15 protein-coding genes are annotated in these 14,406 nt (G+C 38.4%); 14 read left to right on the plus strand and 1 reads right to left on the minus strand.

Annotated elements, in window-relative coordinates; all coding sequences use genetic code 11:
• Nucleotides 1-39 precede the first annotated feature (39 nt).
• The 11 genes from LA20531_RS08715 to hpt all read left to right on the plus strand — a co-directional run bounded on the left by LA20531_RS08715 (nucleotide 40) and on the right by hpt (nucleotide 9,631).
• Complete coding sequence (locus LA20531_RS08715) at nucleotides 40-888, plus strand: patatin-like phospholipase family protein (protein ID WP_022087395.1); 849 nt, start codon at nucleotides 40-42, stop codon at nucleotides 886-888.
• A 16-nt stretch (nucleotides 889-904) separates the two neighbouring features.
• The gene (locus tag LA20531_RS08720; protein WP_056939433.1) at nucleotides 905-1,378 is read left to right on the plus strand and encodes a hypothetical protein; all 474 of its coding nucleotides are present in this window, start codon (nucleotides 905-907) and stop codon (nucleotides 1,376-1,378) included.
• A gap of 311 nt (nucleotides 1,379-1,689) precedes the next feature.
• Entirely contained in the window at nucleotides 1,690-2,100 is a 411-nt protein-coding gene (locus tag LA20531_RS11665; RefSeq protein ID WP_236704128.1) for a hypothetical protein, read from the plus strand.
• A 548-nt stretch (nucleotides 2,101-2,648) separates the two neighbouring features.
• Nucleotides 2,649-4,529: a PTS sugar transporter subunit IIBC gene (locus LA20531_RS08730; RefSeq protein WP_056939434.1), complete on the plus strand. Its 1,881-nt coding sequence runs from the start codon at nucleotides 2,649-2,651 to the stop codon at nucleotides 4,527-4,529.
• A 60-nt stretch (nucleotides 4,530-4,589) separates the two neighbouring features.
• Entirely contained in the window at nucleotides 4,590-5,399 is an 810-nt protein-coding gene (locus tag LA20531_RS08735) for a MurR/RpiR family transcriptional regulator (RefSeq protein ID WP_056939435.1), read from the plus strand.
• Nucleotides 5,386-5,883, plus strand: coding sequence for a hypothetical protein (locus LA20531_RS08740; protein WP_056939436.1), 498 nt, complete (start codon nucleotides 5,386-5,388; stop codon nucleotides 5,881-5,883). The genes LA20531_RS08735 and LA20531_RS08740 overlap by 14 nt, the downstream gene beginning before the upstream one ends.
• A gap of 20 nt (nucleotides 5,884-5,903) precedes the next feature.
• On the plus strand, nucleotides 5,904-6,389 hold the full coding sequence (locus LA20531_RS08745) for a PTS sugar transporter subunit IIA (protein ID WP_056939437.1): 486 nt from the start codon (nucleotides 5,904-5,906) through the stop codon (nucleotides 6,387-6,389).
• A gap of 145 nt (nucleotides 6,390-6,534) precedes the next feature.
• Entirely contained in the window at nucleotides 6,535-6,795 is a 261-nt protein-coding gene (locus tag LA20531_RS08750) for a hypothetical protein (RefSeq protein ID WP_013641631.1), read from the plus strand.
• Between the two features lie 38 nt (nucleotides 6,796-6,833).
• Nucleotides 6,834-7,490, plus strand: a complete 657-nt coding sequence (locus LA20531_RS08755; protein WP_056939438.1) for a nitroreductase — start codon at nucleotides 6,834-6,836, stop codon at nucleotides 7,488-7,490.
• A gap of 105 nt (nucleotides 7,491-7,595) precedes the next feature.
• Complete coding sequence (locus tag LA20531_RS08760) at nucleotides 7,596-8,957, plus strand: hemolysin family protein (RefSeq protein ID WP_056939439.1); 1,362 nt, start codon at nucleotides 7,596-7,598, stop codon at nucleotides 8,955-8,957.
• 104 nt (nucleotides 8,958-9,061) lie between these two features.
• Nucleotides 9,062-9,631, plus strand: a complete 570-nt coding sequence (hpt, locus tag LA20531_RS08765; RefSeq protein ID WP_056939440.1) for a hypoxanthine phosphoribosyltransferase — start codon at nucleotides 9,062-9,064, stop codon at nucleotides 9,629-9,631.
• 48 nt (nucleotides 9,632-9,679) lie between these two features.
• Here the strand turns inward: hpt and LA20531_RS08770 are convergent, their stop codons facing one another.
• A complete protein-coding gene (locus LA20531_RS08770; protein WP_056939441.1) occupies nucleotides 9,680-10,984 on the minus strand; it encodes an APC family permease in 1,305 nt (434 codons plus the stop codon).
• A 107-nt stretch (nucleotides 10,985-11,091) separates the two neighbouring features.
• Here LA20531_RS08770 and LA20531_RS08775 point away from each other — a divergent pair, with 107 nt between their 5' ends.
• The 3 genes from LA20531_RS08775 to LA20531_RS08785 are packed head-to-tail and all read left to right on the plus strand — an operon-like array spanning nucleotide 11,092 to nucleotide 14,365.
• Entirely contained in the window at nucleotides 11,092-11,799 is a 708-nt protein-coding gene (locus LA20531_RS08775; protein WP_013437422.1) for a GH25 family lysozyme, read from the plus strand.
• The gene (locus LA20531_RS08780) at nucleotides 11,799-13,040 is read left to right on the plus strand and encodes a DEAD/DEAH box helicase (RefSeq protein WP_056939442.1); all 1,242 of its coding nucleotides are present in this window, start codon (nucleotides 11,799-11,801) and stop codon (nucleotides 13,038-13,040) included. The genes LA20531_RS08775 and LA20531_RS08780 overlap by 1 nt, the downstream gene beginning before the upstream one ends.
• A complete protein-coding gene (locus LA20531_RS08785) occupies nucleotides 13,037-14,365 on the plus strand; it encodes a PTS sugar transporter subunit IIC (RefSeq protein ID WP_056939443.1) in 1,329 nt (442 codons plus the stop codon). Before LA20531_RS08780 ends, LA20531_RS08785 begins: the two co-directional genes overlap by 4 nt.
• Nucleotides 14,366-14,406 lie beyond the last annotated feature (41 nt).

The raw sequence follows: 14,406 nt of genomic DNA on the forward strand, positions 1-14,406 counted from the left end.
GTTAGAAACATAGGTCTTTTTGTTTTTGGAAAGGAAAATATGGCAAGCGGATTGGTTCTAGAAGGTGGCGCAATGCGGGGACTTTTTACTGCAGGCGTGCTCGACGTGTTAATGGAAAATAACGTTACGTTTGACGCAGCGGTTGGCGTTTCAGCTGGTGCAGCTTTTGGCGTAAATATGAAGTCAAAGCAAATTGGAAGAGTATTGCGTTATAATCTGCGTTTTGCTGGCAAGCCTTATTATGCTAGCTGGAAGTCATGGCGCAGATCAGGCAATTTATATGCGGGAAATTTTTGTTTCCATATTATTCCTGATAAGTTGGATGTGTTTGATAAGAAAACTTTTGTTGAAAATCCAATGCAATTTTGGTGCGTGACAACGGATGCGGCAACGGGTGAGCCGGTTTACCATAAGTTGAGAGATGCTGGTTATGTTGACCTAGAGTGGATTAGAGCATCATCATCGATTCCATTTTTTGCTAATCCTGTTGCAATAGGCGGCCACTACTATTTTGATGGTGGTGTTTCGGATTCTGTTCCGTATGATTTTTTAATGAAAAATAATTTTGATAAAAAGGTAGTAATTACGACACAGCCTAAGGAATATCGCAAGAAGCAAAGCAAGCTGTTTCCGATTGAAAAGGTAGTTTTGCGTGAATATCCTGCTGTTTTGAAGAAATTGGCGACTAGAGCGGAGGACTATAACGCCGTTTTAGACGAGATACAGCGAGATGAGGATGATGGTCAGACTTTTGTAATTAGACCGCCATATCCGCTTAATATCGGTACTGTCGAGTCAGATAAGAGTGAGATCAAGCGGGTGTATGAAGTTGGGCGTGAAGAAGGAAAAAAGATTTTGCCAGGATTGGTGGAATATTTGAAAGATTAAAGGAGAATGTAGATTGATGGATATAAAAAAGTGGAATATCTGGCTAAGGAGTGAAATGGTTATCGTCATCCTATTTTTGTTAGGGATGGCGGCATATTATCAAACCAAGGCAAATATATCTGATCGCTATTCGGTCAATATCTTTATGGGCGTAGCAGCCAGAATTATTATTGCTGTCGTTTTATTAGTTAATTTTTTGAAAAACAGATCTCAGAGAATGACTACCATTAGTCGCTGGTTAGAGATTTTGATTATTCCGATGGCACTATCGCTAACTTGGGAAGGTTTATTTGGCATTTTACTAAATAGAACTGGGGCTAAGCCAATTCTTACTATTATTTTTGGCTTGGTATTATTAGTTCTTTATTTGCCGATAGCTGTGGTAGATGTAGGTCAAATTAAGAATGCAGTTGGCCGAATGATCGTCGCTTGCTTTTTCCCACTGATGATTATTGCTTCAGATGATGTAAATTTAAGAACAGGTCTATAGTGCGCTTTAGTAAATACCGGCTTCTTAGCTGCTGTTGCGATCTTCATTTGTGCAATTTTTATTTCTAAGGGCTGGGGATTTGGCGATAATCCTAATTTAAAATTTCGAAAATTAAATAAAGGTCAAACTATTTCATTAGTAGTTTTATTGGCGTTAATGATTTGGTTTGTCTTTTGGAATCAGTTCTGTGGTGATGGTAATAATTTGTGGCAAGTACTGTTTAAAGCAAATATCTCACCATTAGAGCTTACTTGGAATATCTGGTTTATGGCACTTGAAGCAGGAATTTTTGAGGAACCCTTTCGCTATTGATGATTATCACATTGATTGCCGGTTTAGCTAAAAATAAGTATCGGCTGGAATGGACAATTATTATTAGTTCGGTGATTTTGGGGTTGATGCATTTTACCAACTTAGGGATGCAAAAATTCGCTGCAACCTTATCTCAGGCAACTTATGCTGAGCTGCAGGATTATTGTTTGCTGTCTTATATTTGTATACTGGCAAAATCCGGGGGACCAATGTTGTTCCACTTTGCTAATGATTTCTTGAATTATGCTCAAGTTGGCGGCATGACGGCGCAAACTTGGAGAGGGGATGCAAACGACTGGCTCAATTTATTAGTTCAAGTGGTTGTTCCTATTGCCATAACTATTTGGATGCTAACAGGGCAAAGAAGATTGGTAATGGAACAAAATATTATGCGTTTGCTAGAAAATTAGTTAATTGAATAAATAAAGAAACGAGTGTGAAATTTTGCACTCGTTTCTTTTGTTTCAGATAAACCGAAATATTTTGCATTTATTTTTATGTGTATTGATAGCTTATATGAATAGCATATTTCTTGACAGACCAAAAGCGTATGTAAAGCAAAATGTTAAACATAGACCAGTAAAGGGCTGAAAGACCTTGAAATAATTGGTCTAGATGGGTTATGAGCATCGAAATAAATTTCAGTAAGTGAAATAATCCCGTAATGCTATGAAACACCAAGTCAGCATTTGTAAAAACGCTTACATAAGGAAGAAACTATGGTATAAATAAAATGTAAGCTAGCTACGAGAGATAGAGCAAGATCTAAATTTGATATCACTTAAGTTTCTATCTCGATCGATTTATTCGAGGAGTAATACTTATGAGCTATTTCATAAGTAGATGTTAGTTGTTCTTGAGCACCTTCCAACTAACTGGATTTAATGAAATAAGATATAGGTGTAAGCGTAAGAATCAGTTAATTTATTTAATTTCTTTCTTTGAGAGGTAAATTATTATGATGCAAAAGATTCAGCGGTTTGGGGCCGCTATGTTCGTCCCAGTTATGCTGTTCTCGTTTGCGGGTATTGTCGTAGCTTTAGGTAGTTTGTTCAATAACCCAACTCTGTTTGGCTCAATTGCCAACCCGGGAACTACATGGAACTCAGTTTGGGACACAATTTCAGCTGGTGGTTGGACAGTGTTCAACCAAGAAGGTATTTTGTTTACTGTAGGTTTGCCAATCGGTTTAGCCAACAAGGCTAGAGGTAGAGCAGCCATGGAAGCAGTTATTGCTTACTTGACTTACAACTACTTCATCGGTGCAATGCTTACCCACTGGGGTGCAGCATTTGGCATTCCTAACTTTGACAAGATTCAAATTGTTGCTAACGCTACTAACCACGGTTTAACTAACATTGCTGGTATCAAGACTCTTGACACTAGTATCTTAGGTGCCTTGGTTGTTGCTTTGATCGTTGTATGGTTACACAACAAGTACTTTGACAAGAAGTTGCCTGACTGGCTTGGTACTTTTCAAGGTTCAACTTATGTCTACGCTTTAGCATTCTTTGTAATGATTCCTTTAGCACTCATTACTTGCTGGGGCTGGCCAAAAGTTCAAATGGGTATCACCAGCATGCAACACTTCATCGTAGATAGTGGATTTATCGGTGTTTGGATTTACCAATTCTTGAACCGTGTATTGATTCCTACTGGTCTTCACCACTTGGTATACATTCCATTCCAATTTGGTCCAGCCGTTGTTGCCGGCGGTTTGCAACCATACTGGTTGAAACACCTTGCTGAATACGCTGCAAGTACTAAACCACTTTCACAAATCGCTTCAGTTGAAGGATTCCAACTTTACGGTAACGAAAAGGTATTCTTAGTACCATTTATCTGTCTTGCCTTCTACGCAACTGCTAAGAAGAACAAGAAGAAGCAAACTTCAGCTTTGCTTATCCCAGCTGCTTTAACCTCAGTATTAGCTGGTATTACTGAACCTATCGACTTTACTTACTTGTTCGCAGCTCCTGTACTTTGGGTAATTTACTCAGTATTGTCAGCTACTATGAACACTGTAATGTGGGCCTTCGGTTTAAGAGGTTTCATGTCAGACGGTGCCATTGGTATCGCATCAATGAACTGGTTGCCACTTTGGGAACACCACTGGCAAACATATGTAATGCAATTTATCGTTGGTATTATCTTCGGTATCATTACTTACTTCGTATTCAAGATCATGATTGAAAAGTTCAACTACATCACTCCAGGTCGTGAAGCTGATGACGAAGACGTTAAACTTATCAACAAGAAAGAATACAAGCAAAAGATGGCTGCTAAGGCAGCAGGTAAGGATGCAAACGACCCTTACATCGCAAGAGCTACTGCATACCTTGACTTATTAGGTGGTGCTTCAAACATTACTGAATTGTCATCATGTGCTACTAGATTACGTGTATCTGTTGCTGATCCAAGCAAGGTTGCTCCAGACTCACAATTTAAGGCTAACAAGGCCGTTAACGTTGTTCACCACGGTAAAGCATTACAAGTTATTGTGGGTCTTGACGTTCCTCAAGTTTTGGACGAAATGACTCAATTGATGCAACAAAGCGGTAGTGACGCTAAGGTTTCAACTGAACAAGATAATCCATACATTGAGAGAGCTACAGGTATCGTTGACCTTCTTGGTGGTAATGAAAACATTAGGGCCGTTATCGCTTGCTCAACTAGAGTAAGAACCCACGTCTTTGACACTAAGAAAGTGGCTCCAGATTCTGAATTCAAGAAGATCGCAGATTCATACGAAGTACAACGCAGAGACGACAACGAAATTGACATTGTTGTTGGATTGGATGCCGATCAAATTGTTGATCAGATGAAACAATTACTATAACTGTAAGCGCTTGTGGTATTATTAATATATAAATTATATATTGATAAGGACACAGCAATTATGGCAAATTTAAGATCAATGGTCTATGACAGTAATACTAAACTGAATGACTCTGAAAAACAGATCATTCAGTACGTATTGAATAATCCAAATGACTGTAGCAAATTAAGTCTAGCCAAGTTAGCTAAAAAGCTATATGTATCCGAATCAGCAATATTTCGTTTATGTAAAAAGCTTGGCTTGAGTGGTTACAGTGAACTGAAATTTGATTTAGTGGAACTCGCTGAATCAAATCAAAAGCCAATCAAAATTGAAAACAATTTTGCAAAAGAGCTTAGCAGGGTAAATATGGATGTCTTAAAGTATTTCAAACAACGAGACTTCAATAGTTTGTATCGTGATTTGGATAATGCAAGTACTATCTACATTTATTCTACTGGTTGGCAGCAAGAACTGATTGCACAATACCTAGCTCACGAACTCTTTGTGGTAGGTAAGAATGCAACAGTTTTGCCATCAGCTCTTGATGAGTTAAAAGCAGCAGCCCGTTTTGCTAAAAAAGGCGACGTCTTATTCATCATCTCTTTCACTGGTGATAACAACACCATCAATGAAGAGATTACGAAGTTAGAATTAATTAACGATAAGTTTAAATATGTTTCCTTCACTAACATGATGCAAAACAAATTAGCTTCGCTTGTTCAGCATAATATTTATTTTCCAACAATCGCTTTTACTGACGACGCTGATTTTAAGAGTGGCAAGGTTGCTTTTACTCCTGCTTACTATCTGATTGACTTGCTTATTAGTGAATATGTAGCTTGGCAACAAAACCAAGGAGAGGATGTTGAGATTAATGTGGGCAATTAGCAAACAAAAAGTGGAAAACTTTTTCGGCCGAATGACACAGAGCATGTATTTGGATGCCAAGAAAATTATTAATTGGTATTCTTACATACTTTTCATTGCTCCATTATTATTCTGGGCATTGATCGCGATGCGCAGTGGAGCTTCGAGAGAATCGATACAGTCGATTATTATGAAGCAGCCGGTCGTCGCAATTGGGACAATCATTGCGATTGTAGACTTTGTGTTAGGTTACTACTTACTGCTTAATAAAAAGAAGTTCATGGTTAACCGCCAGACTTATCGCTTCTTTATGGTGAGTCAGTTAATTGGACAGATTGTTGTCGGCAACTTGCTTTGTGCAATTTTAGCTGTCTTGGGAATGTACAAGGCAACTGCTTTGAAGAAGACGCAAGATAATGTAAATCCCGTGATTATAGCTATTTCAATCGCATCAGCTGTAATCCTTGTCGGATGTCTTGTGTTGATATTGTTACTTGAATTTTAGAAATCCAGAGGTTATGAATTATGTTTAATTTCTTTAAGAAAAAGAATAAAGGTTTAGAAGTAGATGCAGTAGTTGATGGTACAGTAATGCCAATTACTGATGTAAATGATGATGTCTTTTCAACAAAGATGTTAGGTGACGGTTTTGCAATTAAGCCTACTGATACTCAAATTTATGCACCAGTTGCTGGTACTATTTCAACGCTTTTCCCAACCAAACACGCCATTGGCATTAAGACTGACAAGGGATTGGAAATTCTGATCCACTTGGGTCTTGATACAGTAGAATTAAAAGGTGCTCCGTTTACAGTAGATGTTAAACAAGGCGATAAGGTGGAACAAGGCCAGCCTTTAGCAACCATGGATTTCAAGCAAATTACAGATAAGGGCTATGATGATAGCTGTATCGTTGTTTACACCAACATGGATATGGTTAAATCAGTTACTCCTGTTGAAAAGGGTACAGTTGAACATTCCCAAAAAGTACAAACTGTTGAATTTAATTAGTTGCTTTCCCCCTCTCTTATATAGAACTTTTTATAGTGCTAATTAAAAAAGATAGTTGAAAAGCTTAGCTTCTTAACGGAAGTTAAGCTTTTTTTTGGCAATTTTTGTTAAGATATAGGTAATATAGGAAGCGAGGGTTTAGCCGATGAAAAAATATCGTCCAAATACTAAGGCAATTATTGTAGGAATAATCTTTATGCTGGCAGGGATTGCTTGCTGGGTCATTAAGGCCTCATTTATACCCAATGGTGCCGTATTTTTATTTCCAGTAGGATTGCTATTAATTTGTATTGGCGGACTGACGATGACTATTACTGCTTTTGTTGCTATGCGTAAAAATGATCGGGCAATGAGTGCCTTTTTAAAGAAGCAAGAGCAAGAACGAAAAGAAGCAGAAAAAAAGTAAATACTGTCGAGTAATTTTTTAGAAGGATTTGGTGAAAAATGAATTTTAAAGAAGTTTTTCAAAATGAACATGTAACACGGAAATTTACCAACAGAAAAGTGCCTGAAAAAGCTATTGCTGAAATTGTTGAACAAGCACAACAATCTCCATCATTGCTTAACTCTCAGCCTTGGCGTGCATATGTCTTGATGGGGGATGCTTTAGCAGAGTTTAAAAAGGCCGTAATCGAAAATTCTGATAACAAGGTTAAGCCAAACGAAGATTTTGCTTCAATGCTTTCACTTGATTGGGATACTTTCCCAAGCAGCAATATGGCTACTATGGGTGCATCCCAAAGTTTCTTCTTTAGAAACAAGTTGAACTTGTTTACTGAAGCTAATAAGAACATGTTTAATGCACCAGCAATTATCTTTTTAACTATTCCAAGAAAATCACCAGCTTGGTCAGTTTTTGACTTAGGGATTTTTGCACAAAGCATTATGTTGTTAGCTGTTAACCGCGGTTTAGGTATTATGCCAGCTCACTCAATGGTGTCATATCCTGATTTGGTAAGAAAATATGCTGGTATTCCAGAAGATGAATACGTAGGAATGGCCATTGCCGTAGGCTACATCGATAAAAACGCGGAAATCAATGATCCAGTCTTTATTCCTAAGCGTGTACCATTTAATAAAATTTATAAAGTAAGTAATTAGAAATTATAAAAGCAAGCTCTGTAGAATGAACTTTTTTGGTCATAAATGGTAAAATATAGATTAGTTAATATTTGTAAATAATTTGTAAAAAAAGGTGAGAATGTTTTGAGTACAGCTCAAATAGTAACTAATTTAGTTGCAACTGTATTAATTTTTATAGTTGCTTCATTCTTTGTTGCTGCAGAATTTGCTTTAGTACAAACAAGACCAAGTCAGCTTGAAGATATGTTGGCTAAGGGGCAAGGCAATAAGAAAAAGCTGCAACGTGCACTTCATATGACGCACAACTTGAATGAATATTTGTCGACCACTCAGGTTGGTACTACTCTTGTTGGTGTAGTATTGGGTTGGTTCTCTGCAGATACGTTTGCAGTTATCTTGGAAGATTTATTCCATTTAACTCCAATGAGTGAGTCACTTATTAAGTCAGTAAGTGCCATTTTGGGTGTGATCTTGTTAACTTACTTGGAAGTTGTGTTAACAGAAGTCGTACCTAAGAATATTGCGATTGATAAGCCTGTGGGCATGATGATGATGATTGTAACGCCACTACATATCTTCCACACAATCGTTTATCCATTTGTTTGGCTGCTTAATACTAGTTCTAACGGTATTTTGAAGTTGATGGGTTTTGCCCCAGCCGATGAAGAAAACGAAGTATATTCTCAATCCGAAATCATCAAATTGTCACGTAACGCTGTGCATGGCGGCTCTCTTGATAAAGAAGACCTCACCTACATGGAAAGAGCCTTCGAGTTAAATGATAAGATCGCCAAGGATATCATGACAGACAGAACTAGATTGTCTGTTCTTGATTCCACTGATACGATTGCTTATGCTTTGAAGAAGTACCTAGAAGAAGGCTACAGCCGTTTTCCTGTTGTCCGCGACAATGATAAGGATGATGTTGTAGGTTACGTCTACGCTTACGATATCGTCCAACAAAGCCAAATTGATGCTAAGGTTCCCGTAACAAGAATCATCAGAACAATCATTACTGTGCCAGAATCAATGCCAATTCAAGATATCTTGCATTTAATGATTTCTAAGCACACGCCAGTCGTCTTGATTGTTGATGAATACGGTGGTACCAGTGGTATCGTAACGGATAAGGATATTTATGAAGAACTCTTTGGTTCTGTTAAAGATGAAATTGATGATGTTTCTGATGACTACATCATCAAGGATAAGGAAGGTAATGTTCACGTTTCTGGTAAAACTACCTTGTATGACTTTGAACGTTACTTCCACACTGATTTGAAGGCCTTCCAAGATAGCGACATCATTACTATCGGTGGTTATATGATGGAACATTATCCTAACTTAAAGAAGGGCGAATCAGTTGATCTTGAAGGCTACAAGTTCGTGCTTGACAGTATTGAGCAAGGATTCATGCGTTGGTTTATTGTGGAACCAATTAAGAAGAATAAGAAAGTCGATTCCGATCAATCCAAGACGGAAAAATAATGAATATTCAGTGAAAGCGTCGAATTTGACGCTTTTTTTGTATAAAAATGTTATAATTTCAATTATCAGAATAGTTAATTATATAGGATTGAAGGGCAGATTAAATGGTTAAAGGCGACAATATTAACGATATTATTGATCACAAGTTATTTTCTGAAGACGATATTCATGAAATGTGCGTGCGACTTGGCAAGCAATTAACTGAAGATTATGCTGGCAAGAAGCCATTAGTTGTCGGTGCACTTAAGGGCGCAATTTATTTCTTAACAGATTTAACCAGACAAATGGATGTTACTCACCAATTAGATTTCTTAGATGTATCTAGTTATGGTGATGGCTTTGAATCAACTGGTAAGATCAAGGTTGTTACAGACCTTGCAGCTGATGTAAAAGATCGTGATGTATTAATTATTGAAGATATTGTTGATACTGGTCTTACTTTAAAGTTCATGAAGGATCTGATTAAGGGCCGTGGCGCTAAGAGTGTTAAGTGCTGTGCTATGCTTAATAAGGAAGCTCGTAGAAACGTCGATGTAGACGTTGACTACTACGGCTCAAAGGTTGGTAACGAATTCGTAGTTGGTTACGGCTTGGACTTCTTGAATATGTATCGTAATCTTCCTTACGTTGGTGTATTGAAACCTGAAGTTATCCAAAAATACGTTAACAAGTAATTTTAAAGAGCAAAAAAATATCTATCGCAAATTTTGCGATAGATTTTTTTAATTGCGATTTTGTTTTTGTTTGTAGTAGTAAATTGGCAAACCTAGCAAAGTCAAACCAATACCAATAAGCGATAGGATGAACTGATTGATAATCGTGGAAACGACGATGAAGATACCACCTATAATTGAAATAAGTGGAATGATTGGATACCAAGGTACTTTAAATGGACGAGTAAGTTCTGGTTCACGCTTGCGCAAAATGATCACGGCAATTGAAAGCATGGTGTTGAAGATCCACATAACGAAGACCAACATGTCGGTTAAGACTGTGAAGTTGCCTAGCAGAATCATGATGATGGCAATTGCATCGACGATTAAAGCACCAAAGACTGGCACACCGGTATGAATATTGGCCTTACCGATTTTTTCAGAGAATGGCAATAAGTTGTCTTGAGCCAAAATGTAAGGTGTCCGCATCCCCGTGAGCATAAAGGCATTAACAGCCCCGTAAACCGAGATCAGAATTCCTACCGTTACCAATTTGCCGCCGAACTGACCAAACAATTTCATCGAAGCCTCAAAGGCCGCATTATTGTTGTTAACAAGTTCGTGGATTGGCAAGATCGTCAAGAAAGTATAGTTGATTAAAATATAAATCAATGTGATCGCAGACAGGCCCAAGATAATCGCTCTTGAAAGGTCACGTTCTGGATTTTTAACTTCGTTAGCTAAATTAGTAACGACGATCCAGCCTTCAAAAGCAAATAAAGCAGAAAGCAAACCTTGGCTGATTGCACCTGAGAATGATTTGCCGGCGCCAACTGTTAATGGCAAGAGCGGAGCGGCAATCTTATTTTGATTAAACATTCCCCAAATGATGATTAAAGCAATAGGGATGATCTTTAAAACAGTAATAACCGACTGCATTTTGCTTGAAAATCTAGTTCCAATTAGGTTGATGCCTAGTAAAAATAATACCAGTAAAATTGCGACTAGATTCGCATACTTGGCCTCAATGCCAAATAAGGAGACAAACTGTACGCCAAAGATTGAACTCAGCGCCCCGATTTGTGCAGGAAAGTAAACGATCATTTGCGCCCAGCCAAATAAGAAGCCCCAGACGCGGCCATAAGTATAATCTAAATACTTAATCGCACCATTAATTTTTAAACTCGCCGCAATTTCTGAAATGGTTAAGCCAGAAGCAATTGAAATAATCCCGGCTAGCACCCAAACAAAAATCGTCATGGAACTGCTGCCAGTTTGGGCCGTAATTACGCCGATCTTGAAGAAAACGCCGGCTCCAATTACGGATCCAACTACAGTTGCCAATGCTTGACCAAAAGAAATTTGTCTTTTCACATACTTCACCTTCGTAAAATAAATATCTAAATTATTTTAGCACATCCATGTTACAAGTATTGGTGTGACGATTAGGTTCGGGTAAAATAATAGCAGGGGGAAAAGAAATGAAAAGGTATCATCATAAATATACTTTGCCAGCAATTATAACTTTACTGTTATTAGCGATTGCATTTCTTTTAATTGGCTTTTTTAATTTTAAAAGACAAACCACTCTTCCGCCGAATTCTAACTCGAGTGCAATTGGGATTCAGCTTAACCAAGATGTTGACTATGTGGATTTGCATAAATTGCAGGCGAACGGTATTTCCTTCGTTTATTTAAAATCAACGCAAGGCAGATCATACTTTGATGAAAATTATCTATCCTATCGTGATCAGATTTTGGGAACCAAGCTTGCTTTTGGCAGTATGATTCTATATAGTAATGAATCGACGCCCTTGCAGCATTACCGCTACTTTTTTGAAAAAGTGGGCGATAACACGGGAAGCCTGCCAATCCTGCTTGAGCCGGCCGTAACTAGCCGCAGCAAGCGTTATTTAGAGTCGATGAGCCAGTTTGCCAGCATGCTTGAGCAGCGCAAAAAAGAGGTAATTGTTGACGTGGACTATAAGTATCATAAATACTTCACGCCACAAACAAAATTTATGTCAGTCGATGGAAAAACGCCGGATAAATTGAAGTATTCATTTTGGCGTTATACAACTAACGGACGCGTCAAGAACGTCAATGGTCTAGAAAAAGGCGTTACAATGTATGCGTATAACGGAACCGTTGGTCAATATAGACAGAAATATGGACAATTAACACAATAATGTATCAAGAAGAAACAAAACAAGTATTAATTAAGCAACATAAAGAAAAGCCGACTTTGATTCAAAAAGAAACTTATGATGCCATTAGAAATGGTGCTTCTTTAGTCGGTTTAGCTAAAACTGGAACGGGTAAGACTTTGGCCTATGCACTGCCTAGTTTGGAAAGAGCGCAAAAAGGCAACGCCAACAGTGTAGTCATTATCGCGCCAACAACTGAACTGGCCGTCCAGATTCGCCATGCCATCAATCCATTTGTGCACGCGTTAGGCTTAAAGGGTGCAAGTCTAGTTGGTGCCGGCAACCGTAAGCGCCAAGAAGACAACTTGAAGAAAAAGCATCCAGAAGTAATTGTGGCGACGCCAGGAAGATTTTTTGATTTCTTTTCTAGTGGCCGAATTAAGCTTGGTCAGATTAAGACTTTAATTATTGACGAAGCTGATGATATCTTGGAATTTACCAAACTAGAATTATTGTCTTCATTAGGACAAAACTTGGGTCCCGACAGCCAAGTATTATTGTTTGGAGCTACTGATTCTGAAATCACTAGGGATGCAGAAGAAATCTTTAACCGTCATTTTCTTTTAGTCGATGTCAGAAATGAACAAAAATCTACAACCAAGCATTATTTCTTGCAAGTTGATAACCAACACAAGATTGAATTTTTACAAAGAATGACCAAGCTTGATCAATTCAAGGGGATTTTGTTCTTTGATTCAAACAAGACAATGATGCGTTTTGCCGGAATCTTTGGTCATACTAAGACTCGATTTGAACTTTTATCAAACGAATTTGGTAAGCAAAAGCGTGAGCAAGCTTTGCAAGATTTAGCTACAGGTAAAACTAAATTGCTTTTGGCAACAGATTTGGCTGCACGTGGTTTGGATATTCCTGATCTTACTTATGTGATCAATTATGAAATTCCAAGTGAAACCAATACTTATTTGCACCGTGCCGGTCGTACTGGCCGTATGAATGCGGAAGGCTATGTCGTTACTTTAGGTGATGATCACGACTTCAGAGATTTAAAGAAGCTATTGGCAGATCAAATAAAATTGGAAAGAGTCTACTTTGCAGGCTACCATTTGACGACTACTAAGCAGAAGGATAAAAAGCAAAAAGACGAAGAAAAAGAAAAAGCAGCTAATGCTAACAAGGTAGTTAAGAATAAGAAAAAGAAGGGCAAAAAGAAGAGTAATAAGAATAAGGGTTATCACCCACATTATTTGAAGGTGAATAAATGAGTCGGTTAGTAAAGTGGCTAGAAGATTACGTGTTGCCGGTAGCTAACAGATTAGGCCAGGTAAGATGGTTAGTGGCATTAAGGGATGCCTTTATTTCTCTGATGCCAATTACAATTGCTGGCTCGCTGGCAGTCTTAATCAAAAGTTTAATCACGGCAGCTAAGGTTCATTTAGGCTGGAATACTTTTGCCTTTGCGATGCAGCCGCTAGTTTCAATTAGCGATTTAGTTTGGCGTGGTACCTTTTCACTGTATGCCTGCTTCTTTGCACTCGCATTAGGTTATCAACTAGCTAAAAACTTTGAAGGCAATCGGCTGGCTGCGGCAATTGTTTCACTGTCATCTTTTTCATTGAGCATTGCCAACTATGCCAAGGTTAAATTTCATGGTGAAAGCGTCGTAATTAAAAGCGCCTTTGATATCAGTCAATTTTCAACGACAGGTTTGTTTACGGCGATCTTGTTTGGCTCACTGGGGTTTGCTGTCTATTATGCCTGCTACAAGGCAAGGTTTATGTTGCATTTGTCCACCAATTTACCTCATGCGGAACAGGCTGCCTTTGATTCGTTGATTCCAGCGATGGTGTCTATTTTTAGTATCGGTGGAATTAATTATCTGTTCCAAGTGGCAACGGGCAACTATTTTGGCGATTGGCTATTAACTACCATCCAAATGCCATTAGTAAAATGGGGTCAAGGCTTCGGGACCGTATTATTAGTTACCTTGATGGTTCAAGTCTTTTGGTTCTTTGGTATCAATGGCTTGGGTGTGTTGTCACCAATTCTTGATTCTATTTGGCTGACAGCTCAAAACGGCAACATCACGGCTGCGACTAGTGGAAAAGTGCCACCTTACGTTTGGGTAAGAGGCTCGTTTGACGTATTTGCCTGGTTTGGTGGTGCCGGTGGTACCCTGATGTTGATTGTCGCCATTTTGGTATTTTCAAAGCGAAGCGATTATCGTACGATTGCTAAAATTACGTTAGCACCAGGTATCTTTAACATTGGTGAGCCGATCTTGCTGGGACTGCCCGTAGTGCTTAATCCGGTTTACTTAATTCCATTTTTGCTGACGCCGGTTGTAAACGTTGCTTTTTCATACTGGGTTAGTGTCATGGGCTTGGTCAATCCGGTACAAGTGGCGGTACCAAGCATCATGCCGCCGATTATTGGACCGTTTTTGGCATGTAATTATGACTGGCGTGCAATCGTTTTGAGTATTATTGATATGTTAATTGCGTTTGCTATTTGGAGTCCATTCGTAATTGCGGCTGATAAGATCGCAGATACCAACAATCCTAAGACTTTCTTTACTACACAATTTTAATTTAAGAAAAAAGATTAACTATTTACCTAATTTCTGGTAAA

The sequence above is a fragment of the Lactobacillus amylovorus DSM 20531 genome (assembly GCF_002706375.1).
Taxonomy (GTDB): Bacteria; Bacillota; Bacilli; order Lactobacillales; family Lactobacillaceae; genus Lactobacillus; species Lactobacillus amylovorus.